The sequence below is a fragment of the Pseudoalteromonas sp. CuT4-3 genome (assembly GCF_035666335.1).
GTDB classification, from domain to species: Bacteria; Pseudomonadota; Gammaproteobacteria; order Enterobacterales; family Alteromonadaceae; genus Pseudoalteromonas; species Pseudoalteromonas atlantica.
On the sequence record NZ_CP142030.1, the window covers coordinates 2,495,440 to 2,514,821 of the forward strand.

At 39.7% G+C, this 19,382-nt stretch carries 16 protein-coding genes and 1 CRISPR repeat array; of the genes, 3 read left to right on the top strand and 13 right to left on the bottom strand.

Annotated features, from left to right (window positions below):
• Positions 1-166: 166 nt before the first annotated feature.
• From VOI46_RS11500 to VOI46_RS11510, 3 genes are all read left to right on the top strand, one after another.
• Positions 167-496 (top strand): hypothetical protein, encoded by a 330-nt coding sequence (locus VOI46_RS11500; protein WP_004588391.1) that lies wholly within the window; start codon positions 167-169, stop codon positions 494-496.
• Positions 497-927: 431 nt separating this feature from the next.
• The gene (locus VOI46_RS11505) at positions 928-1,563 is read left to right on the top strand and encodes an NAD(P)-binding oxidoreductase (RefSeq protein ID WP_004588390.1); all 636 of its coding nucleotides are present in this window, start codon (positions 928-930) and stop codon (positions 1,561-1,563) included.
• 355 nt (positions 1,564-1,918) lie between these two features.
• Positions 1,919-2,986 carry a hypothetical protein gene (locus VOI46_RS11510; protein WP_004588389.1) on the top strand — a complete coding sequence of 356 codons (1,068 nt, stop codon included), beginning with the start codon at positions 1,919-1,921 and terminating at the stop codon, positions 2,984-2,986.
• 489 nt (positions 2,987-3,475) lie between these two features.
• Positions 3,476-5,244: direct repeats of the CRISPR family, unit length 28 nt; unit sequence TTTCTGAGCTGCCTGTGCGGCAGTGAAC.
• Between the two features lie 149 nt (positions 5,245-5,393).
• On the opposite strand, the gene cas6f is transcribed toward VOI46_RS11510, so the two are convergent.
• From cas6f to VOI46_RS11575, 13 genes are all read right to left on the bottom strand, one after another.
• Entirely contained in the window at positions 5,394-6,032 is a 639-nt protein-coding gene (cas6f, locus tag VOI46_RS11515; protein ID WP_324738021.1) for a type I-F CRISPR-associated endoribonuclease Cas6/Csy4, read from the bottom strand.
• Between the two features lie 9 nt (positions 6,033-6,041).
• Positions 6,042-7,037, bottom strand: a complete 996-nt coding sequence (gene csy3, locus VOI46_RS11520) for a type I-F CRISPR-associated protein Csy3 (protein ID WP_033102946.1) — start codon at positions 7,035-7,037, stop codon at positions 6,042-6,044.
• A gap of 20 nt (positions 7,038-7,057) precedes the next feature.
• On the bottom strand, positions 7,058-8,071 hold the full coding sequence (gene csy2 / locus VOI46_RS11525; protein ID WP_324738022.1) for a type I-F CRISPR-associated protein Csy2: 1,014 nt from the start codon (positions 8,069-8,071) through the stop codon (positions 7,058-7,060).
• A 1-nt stretch (position 8,072) separates the two neighbouring features.
• Positions 8,073-9,425: a type I-F CRISPR-associated protein Csy1 gene (gene csy1 / locus VOI46_RS11530; RefSeq protein ID WP_324738023.1), complete on the bottom strand. Its 1,353-nt coding sequence runs from the start codon at positions 9,423-9,425 to the stop codon at positions 8,073-8,075.
• Positions 9,416-12,826, bottom strand: a complete 3,411-nt coding sequence (gene cas3f, locus VOI46_RS11535; RefSeq protein WP_324738024.1) for a type I-F CRISPR-associated helicase Cas3f — start codon at positions 12,824-12,826, stop codon at positions 9,416-9,418. Before cas3f ends, csy1 begins: the two co-directional genes overlap by 10 nt.
• The gene (cas1f, locus tag VOI46_RS11540; RefSeq protein WP_324738025.1) at positions 12,823-13,812 is read right to left on the bottom strand and encodes a type I-F CRISPR-associated endonuclease Cas1f; all 990 of its coding nucleotides are present in this window, start codon (positions 13,810-13,812) and stop codon (positions 12,823-12,825) included. Before cas1f ends, cas3f begins: the two co-directional genes overlap by 4 nt.
• Before the next feature lie 112 nt (positions 13,813-13,924).
• Positions 13,925-14,848, bottom strand: coding sequence for a restriction endonuclease (locus VOI46_RS11545; RefSeq protein ID WP_324738026.1), 924 nt, complete (start codon positions 14,846-14,848; stop codon positions 13,925-13,927).
• Between the two features lie 320 nt (positions 14,849-15,168).
• Positions 15,169-15,423 (bottom strand): hypothetical protein, encoded by a 255-nt coding sequence (locus VOI46_RS11550; protein WP_256845295.1) that lies wholly within the window; start codon positions 15,421-15,423, stop codon positions 15,169-15,171.
• Positions 15,424-16,044 (bottom strand): inovirus-type Gp2 protein, encoded by a 621-nt coding sequence (locus tag VOI46_RS11555; protein ID WP_273611414.1) that lies wholly within the window; start codon positions 16,042-16,044, stop codon positions 15,424-15,426.
• A gap of 127 nt (positions 16,045-16,171) precedes the next feature.
• Positions 16,172-16,384 carry a hypothetical protein gene (locus VOI46_RS11560; protein WP_324738027.1) on the bottom strand — a complete coding sequence of 71 codons (213 nt, stop codon included), beginning with the start codon at positions 16,382-16,384 and terminating at the stop codon, positions 16,172-16,174.
• Positions 16,381-16,590 (bottom strand): AlpA family phage regulatory protein, encoded by a 210-nt coding sequence (locus VOI46_RS11565; RefSeq protein ID WP_324738028.1) that lies wholly within the window; start codon positions 16,588-16,590, stop codon positions 16,381-16,383. Before VOI46_RS11565 ends, VOI46_RS11560 begins: the two co-directional genes overlap by 4 nt.
• A 335-nt stretch (positions 16,591-16,925) precedes the next feature.
• Positions 16,926-18,059 carry a hypothetical protein gene (locus VOI46_RS11570; protein ID WP_324738029.1) on the bottom strand — a complete coding sequence of 378 codons (1,134 nt, stop codon included), beginning with the start codon at positions 18,057-18,059 and terminating at the stop codon, positions 16,926-16,928.
• Positions 18,052-19,281 (bottom strand): integrase domain-containing protein, encoded by a 1,230-nt coding sequence (locus VOI46_RS11575; RefSeq protein ID WP_324738030.1) that lies wholly within the window; start codon positions 19,279-19,281, stop codon positions 18,052-18,054. The genes VOI46_RS11570 and VOI46_RS11575 overlap by 8 nt, the downstream gene beginning before the upstream one ends.
• Positions 19,282-19,382 lie beyond the last annotated feature (101 nt).

Here is a 19,382-nt window from a genome sequence, read left to right on the forward strand (position 1 = left end):
GGCTAGGTAAAAAGTTCGCTATTTAGTTGTTCTAAATAAGAATTTTTAAAACAGGCAACGACACTGTTAGCACCGAAAAATGAATAAGTATTATTACGCACTGGTATTATATAACCAATGCGCACCATATGTATGAATGCGGATGGGTATCAATAAAAGGATAACAATGAAAGCTTTAACCTGTGCTGTAACATTACTCGCCGCTATATCGTTTAACACATTTAGCCAAGACGTAACCGCCATCCCCTTACCTGAAGAATTCATCACCACCATGGATGTAACTGGCGAATACCCGCTGGTTAGAACAGGGTATTTAGCTGCTTCTATTGATGCTATTTCTAAATTTTATCAGCAGGCCCTTGGTGATCCCATTAACAGCAAAGGCGATAATAACTACCGCACCCTTTACTATAACTACCAAAACCATGCTGTTCGCATCAGTTTATACCATCATAATTATGTTACCGAAGTCAGCATAATGATTAGCGCACGTTGACCTTTGGTGGGTGAATATGCGCTGCCCAACGGGTTCTTTCTAGGGACGATAAACTCTTAGTTGCCTACATGGATGTAGGTAAGGGGCGTCAGCAGAACGTGGAAGCTTTACTCGCTTTTTACTTATTCTTACAGGGATGTAAGTCATTACAATAATGCAGGAGCAGTTACCGAGCCTACTAGGTTACAAAGCTCACGCCGCGATTCAATCGCCCCTAGATTGAACAAATTTCAATCCAAAAAGGTCAACACACCCTAAATAAACACAGTAAAAAGCGGCTGATTTTCATACTCAGTTCAGACTCAATTTTTATTTACTTTTAAATAACCACTTTGTAGAGAAAAACAGCGTTTTACCCTTTAAAAACGAATGCCTACCCCAAGGTCTATTTGTACTAAATACCTTTACACTAAATTGAGAAGGAATTAATTATGAGTAAGACCCTAATTATTGGCGCTAGCGGACAAATTGGCAAAATGGCAACCAAATTGCTTTTAAACAATGAGCAAAATGTATCTGCATTAGTGCGTGATAAAAGTAAGTTAGATGATTTAGATAGTCCATTTTTAACCATTGTGGAGCAAGATCTCGAAGGAGATTTTTCTGGTGCGTTAAAAGATTGCGATCAAGTTATTTTTGCTGCTGGCTCGGGCGGAAGTACAGGCACAGATAAAACCGTGCTTATTGATTTATGGGCAGCCACCAAAGCAGCAACGTATGCTAAAGAGCATGGCGTAAAGCATTTTATTATGATTAGCTCTATTGGCGCTGACGATCCAGACTCAATTGAAAGCGACTTAAAACCTTACTTAGTTGCCAAACATATGGCCGATGAGCACCTTATCAACAGTGGCTTAAACTACACCATAGTGCGCCCAGGTGGGCTGACCGATGAAAGCGCCTCAATGAAAGTAACCACCGAGCGTCCAAACGATCGTTCTAAAGCTAAAATTAGCCGCGAAAACGTTGCCAATGCCCTATTACATATTGCTACTAACGCATTTAATGGCAACCGCGTTTTTGAACTATTTGACGGCGAAACGCCCATTAAAGCAGCTGTAAAATAAACACTCTGGTTGCCCTTTGTAAACCCTCTTGCAAAGGGCAACGTATTTAAATGCTAAATCGCACGCGCCCTCCCTTGCTTCACTATATTTATTAAATGTAAACAACTCGTTTAAATCGCTTTATAAAAGCAAACCCATCGCGTTCCTAATAAAACAACATGAAAAACAAGCACTTCCAATAAAACCACCACAAAACAATGCGTTAAAAACTCAACAGAGTAAATTTTGTTCAGGCTTTTTTACTAGTTTAATAAGGCTAAATACTAGAACCCCCCTATTATATCTGGTAAATTAACAGCGTGTTAAAACAATAATAAAAATTCCTCAATGGAAGTTGCACGAATAAGGACATTGCGTGAGCGCCTCATTTAAAATTATTTTTAATGGTCAATTACACCAAAATGCTGACATTAGTACCGTACAAGAGCAACTCTGTCAGTTTTTAAAAATTCCCCATAATGTCGCTGTAAAGTTATTTGATGGCCGAGCCTACGCACTCGTAAAAGGCCTATCGAGTATTGATGCAGTTAAAACAGAATCTAAACTAAAAAGTTTTGGTTTAATCACCAAAGTAGAGCCGCACGCAAGTGTAAGGGCACCCCAAAGTGCCGCGGGTACTAAACTGGTTGTTGCTCACAATGAGCCTGCAGTAAAAAACATAGCTAATACAATAACCAGCATTAAAAAATCCGGCGTAAATAGCCCTGCTGCCTTGCCCAAATTAGCACTGCAAAGCGCATTATTTTTTTGTTATAGCTTATTATTCATCTGCCTTATTTGCTCAGCAGTAATAAGCTTTAACACACTTAAAATGAGTATGATAGACAGCTCATCAGCTTCGCCCTCAACAACATTAAATTACGTTCATTATAAGCAGTACTTAGCAAAACAAAAAAAGCACCCAGAAGTCACCTTGCCTAACACCCACAACACAGGTGAGCTTAACCAAGGGGCGCAGCAAAAAATTGATAGCTATTTTGCTCGTTTTTCAACGCATATAAACAGTTACGCAAAAATTCTAAAGCAACCAAATATAAACAGCATGGGCGCAGAAAGGTTAAAGCAGCACCTACAAGAAATAGATGCGCTAGGCACTGAACATGTATTTTGGGAGCAATTAATTAACCTTGCTAAATCGCTTAATAACGACGCCCATGTAATGAGCAAGCTTGGTAATGATAACCCTGATAAAATTCAATGGATAAACGCCGTTGATTGGATAAGCCAAAGCTACATTAGGCAACAACAAAATAAGCCTGACGCTTTGCCCGTCACGCCTACAAACACACAACTCGCCAAGTCACCGATATTAGATTTAACTCTACTAATTAGCTTAATGTCGTTTTTAACGCTTATTATTATTAGTATTAAAATGAAAGTAAGGTCGATAAAAATGAAGCTAGCCACTACAAGCACAGAATAAATTAAAGCCATAAAAAAACCGCCAACTTGATTGCTCAAATTGGCGGTTTTTTATGGTTTTTAAGTAACGAACTTAAATACCTGTATTGGTGGAGCTGGGGGAGTCTTGGTAGACAATGCAATGCATTGATTTGCTTATAAATGCCAAATCAAAAACGAGGTTGATGGTACTAACCATGGTACTAAAAACAAGTGTCATATTCGAACCCCTACGTTAAATTCGTTTAATAAAACTTTTATAACTTTTTGTCCTACATTTCTTCCCACAGACTATCAGCATCTACATTTGGGTCTTTTTTCAGCTCTACTTTTTTAGTTTCTTCTGGCCATTCTATATTACTATCTCTTATTAAACCTTCCAGTGTATGCAATGACTTTGCCTTCAATTAATTTTTACCATACCATTTAATAAATCGAACTCCCAATCCCCTTACCCATATTTTACAGCTATAAAGTGAAGACCTATTTCTGTAGAAAGCCAATAACCATTTTTATGAGCTGCCTGTGCGGCAGTGAACGGCTTCTCTCTACTTGGCCGCTTTATTTCTAATTTCTGAGCTGCCTGTGCGGCAGTGAACGAGTCCGTAACGAGTTAATTAGTCTTACAGGTTTTCTGAGCTGCCTGTGCGGCAGTGAACTTAGTAGTTACACTTCGCCTATATCGTTGGCATTTCTGAGCTGCCTGTGCGGCAGTGAACTAGTAAATATTTCATGGATAGTGCTTGTTGCATTTCTGAGCTGCCTGTGCGGCAGTGAACGCGATACAAACCGCGATGACTCTAAATCGTATTTTCTGAGCTGCCTGTGCGGCAGTGAACGAAACGACGTTTTACACTCGACGCGACCCGAATTTCTGAGCTGCCTGTGCGGCAGTGAACATCCAGCAGATAGAACGTTATTTGTTGATCAATTTCTGAGCTGCCTGTGCGGCAGTGAACTTTATTGGTGTTGCCGGTACAACTTACGATGCTTTCTGAGCTGCCTGTGCGGCAGTGAACTTATAAGATTAACGAATACCGGCTTTAATTCGTTTCTGAGCTGCCTGTGCGGCAGTGAACATAAACGCCAAAGTTTCATTTACTGAAATGCAATTTCTGAGCTGCCTGTGCGGCAGTGAACATGCGTGGGGCGGCGAGATTCAAGCGGTTAATTTTCTGAGCTGCCTGTGCGGCAGTGAACGCTTACAGGTGACACAGATGAAGGTGCTCTTATTTCTGAGCAGCCTGTGCGGCAGTGAACGCTTGCCTATTGATAACTCGGTGTTTTTTATTCTTCTGAGCTGCCTGTGCGGCAGTGAACCACCTGAACCATTATAAGATGCGCGGGCACAATTTCTGAGCTGCCTGTGCGGCAGTGAACGGAAAAGCTAAGTTGCTCGGACTCGATAAGCATTTCTGAGCTGCCTGTGCGACAGTGAACTAATAGGCTGCGACCCTGACAGCTCAAAGAGTTTTCTGAGCTGCCTGTGCGGCAGTGAACAATAACACCGGAGCGGTGGGCTTTGTTGCTGATTTCTGAGCTGCCTGTGCGGCAGTGAACTTGTTGGCATGGGTCCGTGGGCTGCTGGAATATTTCTGAGCTGCCTGTGCGGCAGTGAACGTTCAACAGGTTCATAAGGGTCATCTTGACAATTTCTGAGCTGCCTGTGCGGCAGTGAACTTGCACACCAATCGCATTTACAAACGCTTCGATTTCTGAGCTGCCTGTGCGGCAGTGAACTTCAGTCGACGCAGGGCGTGTAATTAACACATTTTCTGAGCTGCCTGTGCGGCAGTGAACGTATTGGTCGTCTGAAATCGTTGAACCCGCACTTTCTGAGCTGCCTGTGCGGCAGTGAACCTTAACCCAGTCTTTCAACGATGGGCGCTTATTTTCTGAGCTGCCTGTGCGGCAGTGAACAGATGGATATTCCTGCTTCATCTTGCCTTTTTTTTCTGAGCTGCCTGTGCGGCAGTGAACTTAGCGGTTGTGTTTGACCAAGCCCCTGTTGATTTCTGAGCTGCCTGTGCGGCAGTGAACCTCTTCTGCTTGATTTAGTAGCTCAAGCTCTTTTTCTGAGCTGCCTGTGCGGCAGTGAATTGACGGCACAGCGGAGGTGGTACCCAGTGGTTTTTCTGAGCTGCCTGTGCGGCAGTGAACCTTTAAACGATTTATTATTGAAGCCATGGACATTTCTGAGCTGCCTGTGCGGCAGTGAACGCCTACCTATTGATAAGTCAGTGTTTTTTATTTTTCTGAGCTGCCTGTGCGGCAGTGAACAACAGAATATCAGCATAAAAATAAGTTACAACAAACCATTATATAAAAAGTATGTATTTAACCTTATTTAAATGAAAAGCTGTAACATTCTGTTTTTATGTCATATTTTTAAAGAGCAAAAATAAAAGGTGCATACCACCCTTTATAGATTAAAATTGAGGTACACAACCAAAATTATTTTCACCGTTCGATTTTGCACTGAGCCCATAGCTGTCAAATGTGCCATTCTCAGAGCCATTGACTTCTACTTTAGAAATAAACAAAGGGAACTTACTATTTTTATGGGGAGAACGTCGCTTAGTCTCTTGGCTATGCAAAAAGATAAACGGTAGCTTACTGTGTCCTACTGGTTTTGTCTTTTCAAGCTCAAGTAAGCATTGCGCTAAAGATTGACCACTTTTAGCAGCCCAACGTTTTGCTTTTTCTTGCATATCTCGGTCTATACGTTCAGCCGACTTAACATGTGTACGCTTAAAACAAACATAAGTTACATCAGCCGGTACTGGTTTAATGGCTTTTACGTGCACATAATCTTCAAGGCGTGTTAACCATTCGCTAATACCTAACTGTTCAAGCTCTGCTTTATCTTTAGCAAACAAGCGTAGTTTACTACCCAGTGGGAAGTTCGTTTGTTTGTAATCAGGAAACCCCACCGCGATAGCTGATTGATTCGGCGCTATTTTATTTTCAACAAGTGCTATATGAACCTGTTGAAATACATTTTTCCAAATAAAACCTAGCGCAATTTCAGCATCGGGCAGCAAGGTGACTTCTTGGTAATAATTCATGGTCTCTCCTTATTCGCCAAATACACCGCCACGAATTAACATGGCCATAATATAATGCTGTTGCTCAAGTTCAGGCTCTTTACCTTTTAACATCCAACCATCAAGTAGCTTATAAAAATCCATACTTTGTTTTGGTTGACGGTATGCTGCACCACGATTTGTAACAGACCCATATGGTTCTACTGCTATTGGCCCAATTTCATCTGCTTCAGAATGCCATGTATCTATGGTACGCAAAGCATTACCCACTTTTTGTGAATGTATTGCTGCTTGGCCATCCAATTGATATAAGAACTTGCTCTTATCACCCTTACCACCGCCCATCACCAGTTCTTGTGATGGATAAACTGCTTGCCCTTGCCCTAACTGACTATAAGCTTCAACTTTGATCAACGCATGCTCTTCGGTAAGACCTTGCTGAATGATTTGTGCTAATTCATTTATTTGTTGGTTTTCTTCAAAATCGCGCAGGCTAAACTCATAACTATCAAAAGTAAATTGCTTTCTATTTTCTTTATTACCCGCAGTAACCACCACTTTTACCGCTTCAGCGCCTACACGGTTGCGCCACAAAAAACGACCATTGGCAATGTTATGCGCGTAGCGCTTGGCTAATTCTTTAAACTCTGTTGAAATTTGGTATTGCTTTACTTTTTCAACTAATGCACTTTGATAAGCGGGATCATTACACGTTGATGGAACATGTAGGTTACTTAACACGCGTAAGGTGAAGACTAATTTTAAGGTATCTGTACTGTGTGGTAATGCGGCAACATCAACAGTTTGTAAATTGGCTTTTGATACTTCTGCATCCAATTTCGCTGGATCATTTGCCATTGCGGCTTTTAGTCTATTTGAAATGGTGCCACGTACTGCTTTTTCGCCAACTAAAATTGGTTGCCAGTTATTTTCATCTACATTCCCTGCAAACATCAGGGCATCAGATGGGATCAATTTTGCTTCAAACGCTAGTACTGAAGGGGTTTTAAGTTTTACATCTGCCATGGTTAAATCTCCGTTTATTATTAAAAGTCAGGGTCAAATACAGTATCACTTGTTTGGACTTCTATATCTGGTTCTAAAATAGTTGTTGTGGTTGAAGTTGTTTTGGCAATATACCAAGGGTACTGATAGGTATAGCGCCAAACGCCATTATTAATTTGTTTAAGGCGGTGAACGCTTTGCCACTCACCAACGCTATACGCGGTTTCTGCAAATGCGACTGGCACTGTTTTATCGCGCACGTTTTCAACTTCACCGGCCGCATAAAGCTCTGAAATTGCATAGTAGCCCGCAGCTATTGGTACTAAATAACCACCATTAGGCTTTACAACATACTTCCACGAGGCTCTTATTTTTGTGCTTTCTTCGTTTTCTTGCGCAGGCTCTACTTGCTCACTTTCACTGTTTTGATTTTCAAGTGGCGTGGCTTGAAATTTTAATTTGACAAAATCGCACCATGCATCAAATAAGCTTGTATTTTCTTGTTTAGCTTTCAGTGTTGAAAAGTGCGCTTCGAGGTAGTCACTTCTATCGAGCAAGACAAAGCCCGGCATTAAGCGGCGTAATGCTTTTTGTTGTGACTGTTCATCATTTAACACTTCACAGGATTCAAAGCTCGTTATTTGCCCACCAGCTAGGCGCATGGAAGGAATTGAATTATTTAACTCTTCTTGCAATAGCTGCAGTGTTGTTTGATCGCCTGCAACCAACCCCTCCACTTCAATCAATAAAGAGATTTGCATATTCATGCGACCTTCTTCATTAATGGGGGCAGTATTACCTTGTTGTGTAAGCGGGTTTCGCGTTAAAGCGAAAACGTAATCTCCCCATCCTTTAGGTTGGCGTACATGGACGTTATTTTTATGACTGATTACTGCGACACCCCCCAACTTTATTTTAAGCTTGTCAGGTAATTTCCGTGATAGCGCATGAGCAAAACCTAAAAAATTAGTAATCGCAGGAAAACCATAAGTTAAGCCTGCAATCGCATTAGCATTTTGTACGTTAAGTTTTTTAAGTAGAATATATTGCTGCATATTATTGTTCTCCCAACTTTAGCGTATGGCGCTCAAAAACTTTTAACTCGTGTAAACACAGCTTTTTAAAGTATTGTTGTTCAACATCGCCCAACAAATAGCACTGTTTATTTTCAAGTTTGCGCAACAGCCAAAGTGAAAAGTCGTTTGCAATAACCTCAAGCCAATCGTTCTTTTCACGCTCAGCTTGAAAAGCCGTACTTGGATTATTTACATCTAACCAAAGCGCGTGCTCACGTTTCATTTGGCATTGCTCATCACTTGCCCAACCCGCGTGTTCGGTTAGGCTTTGAATTTGTACTGCATGATTAAATAAGCTGTCGAGTAAAGGCTGAACAAAGCCATAATCAAGCTTATAACGGGTTTTAAAGTTTCTATCTTGCTCAGTAAGCCCAGTTAAAAAGGCTTTAAATTCACGAATAAGTGTTGTCGTTTTAAAACCAAATTCACGATTAAATATCGATGCACTGGTTAACGGTGGTTTACTCTGAACTTGAAAGGTTGGCGGCGCACAGTTGAGTAAAAAGCTTTGACCATATCGCTCGCTATTTAACTGTGAAATATTCTGTGGTTTAGAACCACCAAAATTTTGTACTGCGGTGGCTGGAAAGCTTTCATCTAACGCTTGATGAAAATGCCCTTTTTTTCGTGCATCTCGAATCTCTTTCGACTCACCAAAACGCGTTTTAGTAACCTGTTTATGTAGTTCATGAGCGAGTGACGATGAAAATAACGGGCACAATAAATGATATTTTTCAGCGTCATTTCCCTCTAAGTCCACGGGGTAATAAAGCTGTTTTGTCAGAGTGTGACCTGAGCGTTTTTCATCACCTAGCGCCTTTTCAAAGCCCAACTGCCACTCACGAAGTAACGCTTCATCATCAGAGAACGCCTTTAACGCATCTACATGCTTATTTTGCAGCTGATCAATTAAGCTTTCGCCGTTAACGGTTATTTTCAAAAGCTTTGCAATATCAAGTGCTGCTGCATTACCCACTGCATCAATTGCTTTAGACTCTAAGTTAGCAGTGGTTACATACCCTGTATTCTGTTGTTCTATGGCTGTCACCAGAATGCTGCTAGCTTTAGCGTCACTGTGGGTAAACTTTGCTGCATGTGTCGCTAAACTAATTTGTTTAGCTCGCTTGGCGGCATCAGTTAACCAATCGGCAGGTTGAAATGCCGATTCAATCGGTGCGGCAGCTTCATAATATTGCGATTTAGCCATGCTTATTTCGGTAAAGTCGTCACTTTTTTCTAGCACTTTATCGAGCGCTTTTTGCAAAGGCTCTAATTTAATTTTTTTGCGCTGCTCGATATAATCGGCAATCGCTTCACTTAAGGTCAATTCCATTGGTTTTCCTTATTTTTTGATTGCTCATAAACACCTAATTGCGGGTGCCATGACCATGTAATCAGTTGTTCTTCTTTTTCTGCCCTTAAATTTATTTCACCTAATTGCTGGCTGGCTTTTTGTAAGTTGCAATCAAGCGCTTCAGAAAAGTATTGATAGATATCGATTGGCGTCTCTGCAAACCACCAATGGCAGCCCTGAGCTAAGATAATATCTTCACTATTAAAGCGGCTGTTCTTTGGTGTATACCTGTAGGGTTTTTGCGTTATATCTAACTGACACCATATGAGTTGCTCATCTTCATCAATCCGTAAAACAAACGCTTCTTGCATCTGAGATTTTCGGAACTCTGTTTGACGAATAAATTCCCCATTCCAACTAGCGTGTGTCGCTGTGCACTCGCTCCACCAGATATCGGCTTCTTTATAATTGCGGTAAAACTCTTTTTTAAATTTCCCACCGTCCATAGTTTCTAAGTGAAAACGCAGCGCACGATGCTCTTGTACCATAAATTGATTCGTTGCTTTTGCAGCACCATATTTTTCATCCACTTCAAAATCAGCTAAGGTGAACTTTGGTTCGATAATCCGAGATATTGCTGAGATATGGGCTAGTTCGTTACTAACTAGTTCATTCAGGTCATGAACTGAAAGTGGTAATGAAGTACTTTCAAAGCCCGGCTTACAATAAGCAGGTATCTCATTTTTCAATGCTCGGATATTTTTATTTAATACCCGTACATTACTGGTTTTTGGTACATGTTGGCGATGCCTTTGCACTCGCCCCGCCAATTGAATAATGGAGCGCATTGAGCTCGGTTCGGCTATTGCCCAGTCATAATCATGATCACGTCCTACTTCAACTACAGATGTACCAATCACAACGAAAATATGGTTTGTCATTGAATTCATTTCTATAGCGCGTCGTATTTCTGGTTGTTGCCATAATTGCTGCTCGTCTTGGCGGCTAAGGGTCATATCTAAGCGACTTTCTTTAAAAGAGCGCATTGCCAAAGGAAACTGTGAGTGATAAATACAAAAATGAATATGGTGATCACTTTTAGGTGTCATATTCATTAAGCATTTAGCAACTTCGACCATCGGGTTAATATTGGCCATACGTACCACGCCCAATGAGACTTTTTTGCCTGACGAGTGTGTTACATAGTGGCTACTGTGCAATTGATGCATGTGTTCATAAATAGTTTGAGATGTACTTAAATACTCGCTAGGAACTGGGTAACTGCTTGCGCTCTCTAACAGTACAGGTTCAGTATTAATGATTTCACCTTTACGTAATATTTTTTGTTCTCTGGTGAGTTTTGCTATCCGCTTTTCCACAAATGCTTTATGGGTTGCGATAAAGTTTTCTTTATTTTGTATTTCCACCGTTTGGCTTTTAAATTCATCAAACCAGCCGCACCATATAGGTTGTTCTTTATCTTTTGGGAATTGCGCTTGATTGAAGTGCTGACGCCCTGATTGGTATGCATCAAATAACGCTTTCATCAATGAAGGTGGCAGTGTGGCTGAAGAAAGCAGCACCCGTGAACCCAACATCCCAGCCCAATTCACTAAACGACACAATGCTGGTAGGTCTTCTAAACCAAAATCGTCGGGTTCATCCAACACTAAATCTGAAGTGAGTAAGCGTAACATTGGCGCTATTTGTTTACCGCCACGTTTACTTTCTGTTGCTGGCATGAGGTGATCGATAGTGCTCACTAATACCGGCGCACTAATTAGCTGTTCTAACTTAGGACTAGCACTGAGCCAATACTTTAAACGGCCATCGTATATTTGACCTTCATAACTCACAAATAGCTGATCAAACAATTCATCTGCTGATTCACTACCGGAGTTTGCCATTTCAGGCTCTTTATTAAGTTGGTGTAATGTCTTAACGGCTTGAGACCCAACTAATACTGCCAATTCATCAACACCGAGCTTTAATAAGTCACGGTAAGCATCTCCTGTTTGCAAGGTTAGTGTGCGTAAACCCAATGCAACAGAAAAACGGCAGCCCTCTTTTTCATCTGACAAACCATACATAACACGCGCATTGGCAACAGTTTTACCACAGCCTGTTGATGCCATATTTATACCGAAAAACCCCTGCTTTTCAGTTGCTTTTGAAATGGCCTTTGCATGAGAAAATGCATTATCCTGCCAGCGATATTTCTCATGTTCTGCTCGTTTACTAAATAGCTTGTGCTGCGCAATAGCAGGTAAAGTATACTTAAGCGCTGGTAAGTTTTGAGCAAAGCGCTGTGCATTAACGGAAACACCAATATTATGCTCATCAAGTTGCTGCTTGGGTTTATAACTTGTCTGCTGTACGTTTTGCCTATCTGTATTGGCGATCGCTTTGTATTGTTTATCTCGCCACACTGTTTTTGACTTTTCAATTGGCAATGAGGAATAGTAGTGATCAGCAAGCATTAGCGACAATCTCGCCATATGGCTGACAAAACGTTGTTCAAACCAATTTATTTCATCAGTAAATAATAAAGGTGTATTTAAAGCCCGCTTTGCTATACGACTTGCTTTATGTTGCCATGGTTTACTGACAAAAGGCGTACCTTGCGCAAAAAGCCAGTTTTGTGAAATTGTTTTGGCACTGTATTTATCAAGGTCGATAGCATTAGCTGAATTCCAATGACAATCAAAGCAATGAGACAACCACTTATTAATGTCTTTAATTTGGACAGCATCACCATTTGCCATAGGTAGGCGATGATGCGATACGATCAACCAACCAACTAACTTTGCAAAAGGAGCAAGCTCGTTAAATACGCGTTGACTGCCTTCCCCATCAATAAACAGGTTACTGAGCACTTGTTTTTCAACTTCAACACCGTGACCATTTTCAAAAATATTCGCTAATTGCTCTAACCAATCGTTATCTGCTTTCCCTTTGGTGAACGCTTCAAATAAACGCAGCGAAATCCATTCATGACGATAAGGCTCTGCTTTTGATTCTGTTAACCCTTTTAATTTCTGCTGAAACAAATCATTAGCTTTACCAAAATCATGAAATAATCCCGCAATACTTGATGCTAAAACGACCATTTCATTTAAATACCAGCCTTGTTCCCACTCTTTATGATCTAGATTAAGAGAGGTTCGATTAACAGGCACTATGCCCTGTTCATTAAATTTCAATCTATTTCCTACAACCCACAATAACTGACTACGTGAGCGACTTCTTATCCAATGGCAACTTACTGCAGTACTGCGACTGGCAGTTTTACGCAGCATTCTTCTAACCGTTAGTAAACCGTCATCGGTGATTAACGTTTGCCATGTGTTGTCGCCAATGCGGTTGGCAAAAGCGTCAAGTACGCGGCGGGTTTTGGTAAGGGCGTTTTTTTCACATTGTGAGACAAAGGTGACCATCATATGTTTTGTGCCTCAATGTCTTGTGTTGAATAATTTTGTAAGGCAATGTCCTTAACTGTATCGAACATAAAGGCATGTGCTTTGTGGTCGGTAAAGGCTTGTAATACTTGCTGGCGAAACTCTTGTTCAGTTGCGCTTTCTTTGGCACAAATAAACGCCCAAGGTAGGACTATTGCGTCTTTAATTAAGTCAGCAACATCGAACACTAAAGCGCCGCGTCTAGTTTTACCGTGCATAACAGCAAAACCATGGGGGATGCCAAGTACCCATAAACAACTCGCCGCTAAGCCATACGCTAAGTAGTTGCCATGATTTAAAAAGTCATTGGCTTTATTGATACTATTTTTATCTGGTTGGTGTTGGCGCTTAAACTCTGATGCATTGGTATTGTTGGCAGCATATTTATAGAGTAATTTGGTGAGCTGTGCTTCGGTCAACAGCAAGTCTGATTGCTTGTTTGCAGCATCGGTGCGGGCATGGAACTTGGTTAACGCGTTCTGAATTTGCTCGCTATTAAAATCGAATCCCTCACTTTTTAAATCACGATCTTTTTGCCAGACCTTTTGTAAGTAATCAATTCGCGCTTGTTGAAATGTCTTTGCGGCCTTGAGGCGCTTTTCATCATCAAACCAAAACTGTAACCATCCATGAAGGTATTCCGTTGGGCGATATTCACTTTGCGGCGTAAACCATTCTACTTCGCAGGCCATATGTAATGGTGTGCCCCCGCCACCAGCAAAACCGACTAGTACACCTGCTTGTGCCAACATTCGTATAGCCGCTTGGGTAATTGATGTACCATTGCCCAATAACACAACAGTAGTGTTCGCGATTGGAATATTGAAAAACTGATTTTCGTTTTTAGCTTCTGTAAGATAAAGAACACGGCCATCTTTTTGCATTACCCTACAGTATTCAAGGTAAAATATATTGGCGCGTTTAGAGTGCAAAATTGTTTTTAACTCTGAGGGCGAAAAGTCATCCATTAGCTTAATCCTTTAAATCATTATCCTTTTCCGATATTCAATACACTATAAAAGTGGATGATATTCAACCTTTTTGTAATCCTTTAAACCACAGCCCTATTGAAAAGTACTTTTAATCTTCCATAAAGTAATCGCTATCGAGCGCTTTTACTTCAAATACATGTTTGGTGCTTACGCCTAAATTATGGGTAAGCATGAGTTCGGTTAGTTGTGCGCCATCCACCAGCACTATGCGTTTTTCTATCATGCCTACATATTCGAGGGCTTCTTTACTAAAGCTACTGGTGGTAATAAAAACGCCCTTTTTAGCACGGTGCATATCAAGCGCACCTGCAAAGGCTTGTATATCTGGGCGACCAACTGTTTTATTGGTATAACGTTTGGCTTGCAAGTATATCATTTCAAGACCAAGTTTATCTTCTTTGATTACACCATCAATGCCACCATCTTGGGTGTATTGAGTAGCTTGGCCTGCATCTTTACGCGAACCGCCGTAACCCATAGCAAGCATTAAATCGACCACTAGGTTTTCAAAAAATACGGGGGAGGCTGCTAATATCGCTTTTAGTATTTCGTCACTTAGGTTGGTGTTGAGCGTATCAATTGCAGCTTCTATAAGCTCTTCTGGGGTTTTATCAGCGTTATTACTTACTATGCTGGTGGTGTTTACTTGTGTGGGCTCGTTTGCGTCTTTAGATCGTGTTTTAAAATCGAGGAAAGCATCGAACTTACTTAAGTATTGGTTATTGATTGGCTCCCCCGACTCTATTGCAGCTAGACCTTTTTGTGTGATTTTGCAAAAAGCTCTTTTAGGCTGCTCTATTAAACCCGCTTGAACTAGGTAAGTTTTAGCCCATCCCAAGCGATGATAGGCATAGGTTTGCTTACCACTGGGTATGCGGAGCTTTAGTTGATCGGCACTAAGCCCAAGCTTTCGGTAAACTTCGGCATCAATATCACGCAGTTTAACTGTTTTACCATTGGCTAAGCATGCAAGTAACGGGGTCATAAAAGATTGGTAATCAGGGAGTGGCATAGTGTTCCTTTACTGGTGAAGTAGCAATAATCCATTATTAAGTAAAAGATATTATATAAAACTGACCCGTTTATCAAAACAAAGGCTACTTTGACTCTTGCATGGTAGTGAAATGGTAAATTTAAAGGCCAAAGGTGATCGAATACGAGGGCGATCACCTTTTAGAATTAATACAAGGCTTGCCACAAAAATCTTAAGCCATTGAATTTAAATGAAAAATTAGAATATCTTTGATTGTTTGGTAGCTTGATCGGTTACTTTCCTTTTTTTATTTTGCCGTGTTAAAGCGACTCTGCAGTGTACCAAGCCCACCAAAATCCTTAAAAGTCGAACGACAAAGTGCCTTTATACCTCATAAAATGTTTATAAATTAGAAGTCTAGATTCGTAACTGTCATCTTTATTAAGCTTTTTGAGAGTTTCTAACTGTACTAAGCACAACGCTTTATATTCAAAGTCAGATAGCTCTTTATCTAAGGGTACACCATGCATTACCTTAGCCCTGCCGCCATGCTTAAGAGCATTTATGTTACCTTTTGGCGCACCTGCTCCTTTTCTTTTGCCACCCCTAGCCATTTAACTACCCTCATTATATTCAAGTCTACTTGAAGAATAGTTTTTTACGGATTGCGAAACACGCCGTTTAGAATAGCATTTAGCAAGGTAACTAAGCCTGTAAACGGCCTCCTTAAAGTTATCGTAAAAGTTAGGCTGATTAATAAATAACTGATAAAAGCAATGTTCAGGTATATATAGTGTTCCACCAGCCGAAGCTTTAAACCACCCTGCTTGAATTAAACTTATTACTTTACTAGGGTGTATGATTTTATGACCATTAAAAAAGTAAGCTATGTGGTAGTGCTGCTTATCAGCTTTGTTTTGCTCTCTTACCCATATATAGGCGAACTCACCGTATGTATTCTTTATTTTCTTTTGAATACTATTAATAAACTGTGAAACAACTTTATTGTCTTTACTATATTGTTCTAATCTTAAATCGAGCCTGAGTACGAGTACTTTTGAAAACTTACAAAGCATCACATCCAATTGCTTTAGCGTAGCTTTAATAATGTCGTAGTAATATCCACTTGGGAAATTCATTATCTCCAAAGCTATATAAGACTCTTCTGATAGTTTTTGATAATGTACTTCAACACCATATTTATCTTTTAATTTTTGAACTAACTGAGATGGCATGATTTTCTCTAAATATTATAAATAACCTGCACTACAACAATGAAGTTAACCGCACTATTACTGGCGCTTTAAGCAAGTAAAGGTCATGTAAAAGGGTCTAACTAATAAAATAACATCCCTTGTTATCCTAAGAAGTGCTAATTTGGTTGAGTTGCTTTACCTCTGTCAAAGGCCAACCAATAACTTTTTGAGCTAACTCCACTGGCTCTGAAAGAGTCCTTTCTTTTACTAGCTTGCCTATTAAGTAAGACGAAAAACCAAAGTGCTTTTGAATTGCAACTTTTGAAATAAAAACATCTTCATCAGCAATTTTAACTTCTCGTTTAGCTAAAAATTTCATGCTTGTACTCTTGAGTCAATCCAATTAATAACATCACTATATTGCCACCCCATAGCGCGCCCACTTTGCACTAACTTTATACTTTGTGGGAAATCGCCTTTACTCTGTAAGTCGTAAATCATAGTTCGAGATAAACCAGTCAAAGTTTGTACATCTTTAAGGCGAAGAATTCTTTTGCTGTTAGTTAATAGGTTATTTAAATTCATGATACTGCTCCGAATCATTTGAGACTTTGTCCCGTTAATTTCTAAGATAGACAGATATGTCCGTCTAGGTACGAAGCTATATTGCAAAACTTTTTTCATCGTTTAATTAACTATTCCGTGAGGAATCGGCATTAAAACAATTCAATTGCACAAAAATCACACATAAAACTTAATTTTTTATAATTTAATTGAGTTGCTACTAATATATGTGACTAATTTGAAGAGTATTTATGGTTAATTATTAGTTTTGTCTACAGTAAGTTTTAACTGATTAGCACTGCATACTTATAGTAAAAGCCTGTAATTAAAAACTGACAAGGCTTTGTGGATGTGCTCTATAGTTTGTATTTAACCTTTTGGCTGTGTGCCAATCCAGCCTCCTTAAATGAGTACTTGATTCTGATCTCAAGTAGCTGTGATTCAATAGGTGTTAAATAACAATTACTTGGCTGCGAAAAAAATGTAGGGCTTATTGCTTTTATCTCATTATAAATAGACTGGCTATACATAAACTCATTTAAATCGGTTAAAGGCTTGCTACCTGATATTTTAATTAATGATTTAAGATGTGAGAGTATATATTGAGTTACAAGCTTTGCAGAAAGCCTCATTATAAGAGGAACATGAAGTGGCTCTACTTCCTCATCGTAACGCAATTCATACTTTAATAAGTAATGTAAGGCATCTAGGCACTTACTTAAATTAGCATCTATTGAGTCAGTGCTAGTGTGATTCTTGTATTCGAACTCTTCACTTTTATAAAATGTTGAGTAAAGTTCATGAATATCAGAGCTATACTCACGATTTAAAAAAACAACAAGCTTATCTCTTAATTTCAGCATCTCACTATTTGGCTTTCCTTTGCCTATTTCTATATTTAAATATTTAGCAATTTTTTGGGATGAACTCTTTTTTTCTATAAGCATTGCACTATCTAGCGAAGCCTTAAGAAAAATATCTACGCCACTGATAATCGCCCAATCGTTATTGGCAAAACCTAGAGTTTTTATTGCGCAAAAAATCTCTTTAGAAAGTTTTAAATAAGTTTGAGTTTTTATTTGCTTGCCAATATTAGCTTTTTGCGCTTTTTCTTTTGTTTGTTGATGTAAAAGTAAGCTATTAGCAAACCGGTGAAGGGTGTTGTATTCGCCTATTAGAGCACCTAATGTAAATAGCTCTAAGCCTTCAGGTTGCTCATTATTTAGCACATTAGTCAAAAGTTCTTCCGCTTTTGTTTTTAAATGAGTAAGGCTAACCCCTGTTAAATGCAACAAATCAAAGTCATTTAATATCCTATCCGATGTATTAGCCTCAATGGCGTAAATAGACGCGATAACATCTTTTAATATTTGCTTTAAATAAACTTTGCCTCCCTCTGCAGCCTGAAGCCGAGAGGGTTCAAAATCAATCCGTTGGATTGTTGTTTCTTGTAGCAAATTAAGGCTAGCTAACGCTTTAAAGTTAGACAAGAGACTGTACCTTCGCTTTGTGTATATACTCACTCCACCAGCACATCATTTCTCTTCTACTTTCTAGATAGTCACTTCGATTATATGCAGCTCGAACTTGGTTCGTGTCTTGATGCGCTAATGCAACTTCTATTAACTCATAGTCAAATAACCTAGATTCATTTAACACAGTACTTGCAAGTGATCTTAAGCCATGTGCAACAAGCTCCCCTTTATAGCCCATTCGACTTATTGCTGCATTTGGGGTTTGAGGGTTCATATGATCTCTAGGGTTTCTATCAGCAGGGAAAATAAATTCTCGGTGTCCACTTATCGGGCTCATCAACTCAAGTAATTTTAGCGTTCTTGGAGTTAATGGTATTTTATGGACTTTAGCTGCTTTCATTTTTTCTGCAGGTATTATCCACACATTGTTTTCTAAATCTATCTCAGACCATTTTGCTTTAGTGGCTTCATTTGGCCTTACCATTGTATGTAATTGCCACTCAATCGCACACCGAGTAGGAAACTTTATACTGGCTCTCGAAAGATCCGCCATAAACTCAGATAACCTGCTAGCATCTATCGTTGGCATCGGCTTTGTTATTGGTTTTGCAAAGCCATCTCTAATTCTTTCCAAAGGGTTATGCTTTATAATTCCTGTATTTACTGCGTAGCCCATAACTTGATTGAGTACCTGACACGTCTTTCTTACTGTTTCAAGAGTGCCTTTTGCAGCAACAGGCCTCAATGCATTAATTGTTACAACAGCATCGATACTACTTATAGGCCGCTTGCCTAGTTCAGGAAACACATGATTTTTTAACTTTCCCAGAATGCCCTCTGCGTGCTTAGGCTTTATTTTTGGTTTGTGAATCTCAAACCATTCCATCGCTACTTTCTCTAAAGTATTTAAACGCGCTTGCGTCTCTTGAATATATTGTTGCTCTTTGAACTCTTTTGGGTCTTTTTCATTAGCAAGAAGCCCGCGTGCCTCTTCTCTTTTTACTCTAGCAGCGGCAAGGGTAATTTGAGGATACTGTCCAAAAGAAATGTTTGTCCTTTTTTTAGTGAGTGGTTTGTAGTACTTAAATATCCAACTTTTAGTACCATTAGGTCTAATAGATAGCTGAAGCCCACTACCATCTGAAAGTAAGTATTCTTTTTCTTTAGGCTTAGCTTGCTTAATTTGTGTATCGTTGAGGGGTTTTACAGTTCTGGCCATTTCTTTTATGTATACCATGTTCTAGCCCTGTGAATTCAAGGCTTTCTTATTTTTAGTACCACAGCATTTTCACTAATAAGTGCTGTGGTACTAACCATGGTACTAAAAATACTGGATGC

Bases quoted from the DNA above. Each gene is read 5' to 3' on its own strand.
- cas1f (WP_324738025.1), bottom strand. From the start codon at position 13,812: ATGGATGACTTTTCGCCCTCAGAGTTAAAAACAATTTTGCACTCTAAA.
- VOI46_RS11545 (WP_324738026.1), bottom strand. From the start codon at position 14,848: ATGCCACTCCCTGATTACCAATCTTTTATGACCCCGTTACTTGCATGC.
- csy2 (WP_324738022.1), bottom strand. From the start codon at position 8,071: ATGCAGCAATATATTCTACTTAAAAAACTTAACGTACAAAATGCTAAT.
- csy1 (WP_324738023.1), bottom strand. From the start codon at position 9,425: ATGGAATTGACCTTAAGTGAAGCGATTGCCGATTATATCGAGCAGCGC.
- cas3f (WP_324738024.1), bottom strand. From the start codon at position 12,826: ATGATGGTCACCTTTGTCTCACAATGTGAAAAAAACGCCCTTACCAAA.
- VOI46_RS11560 (WP_324738027.1), bottom strand. From the start codon at position 16,384: ATGAAATTTTTAGCTAAACGAGAAGTTAAAATTGCTGATGAAGATGTT.
- VOI46_RS11505 (WP_004588390.1), top strand. From the start codon at position 928: ATGAGTAAGACCCTAATTATTGGCGCTAGCGGACAAATTGGCAAAATG.
- csy3 (WP_033102946.1), bottom strand. From the start codon at position 7,037: ATGGCAGATGTAAAACTTAAAACCCCTTCAGTACTAGCGTTTGAAGCA.
- VOI46_RS11575 (WP_324738030.1), bottom strand. From the start codon at position 19,281: ATGGTATACATAAAAGAAATGGCCAGAACTGTAAAACCCCTCAACGAT.
- VOI46_RS11565 (WP_324738028.1), bottom strand. From the start codon at position 16,590: ATGAATTTAAATAACCTATTAACTAACAGCAAAAGAATTCTTCGCCTT.
- VOI46_RS11500 (WP_004588391.1), top strand. From the start codon at position 167: ATGAAAGCTTTAACCTGTGCTGTAACATTACTCGCCGCTATATCGTTT.
- cas6f (WP_324738021.1), bottom strand. From the start codon at position 6,032: ATGAATTATTACCAAGAAGTCACCTTGCTGCCCGATGCTGAAATTGCG.
- VOI46_RS11555 (WP_273611414.1), bottom strand. From the start codon at position 16,044: ATGCCATCTCAGTTAGTTCAAAAATTAAAAGATAAATATGGTGTTGAA.
- VOI46_RS11550 (WP_256845295.1), bottom strand. From the start codon at position 15,423: ATGGCTAGGGGTGGCAAAAGAAAAGGAGCAGGTGCGCCAAAAGGTAAC.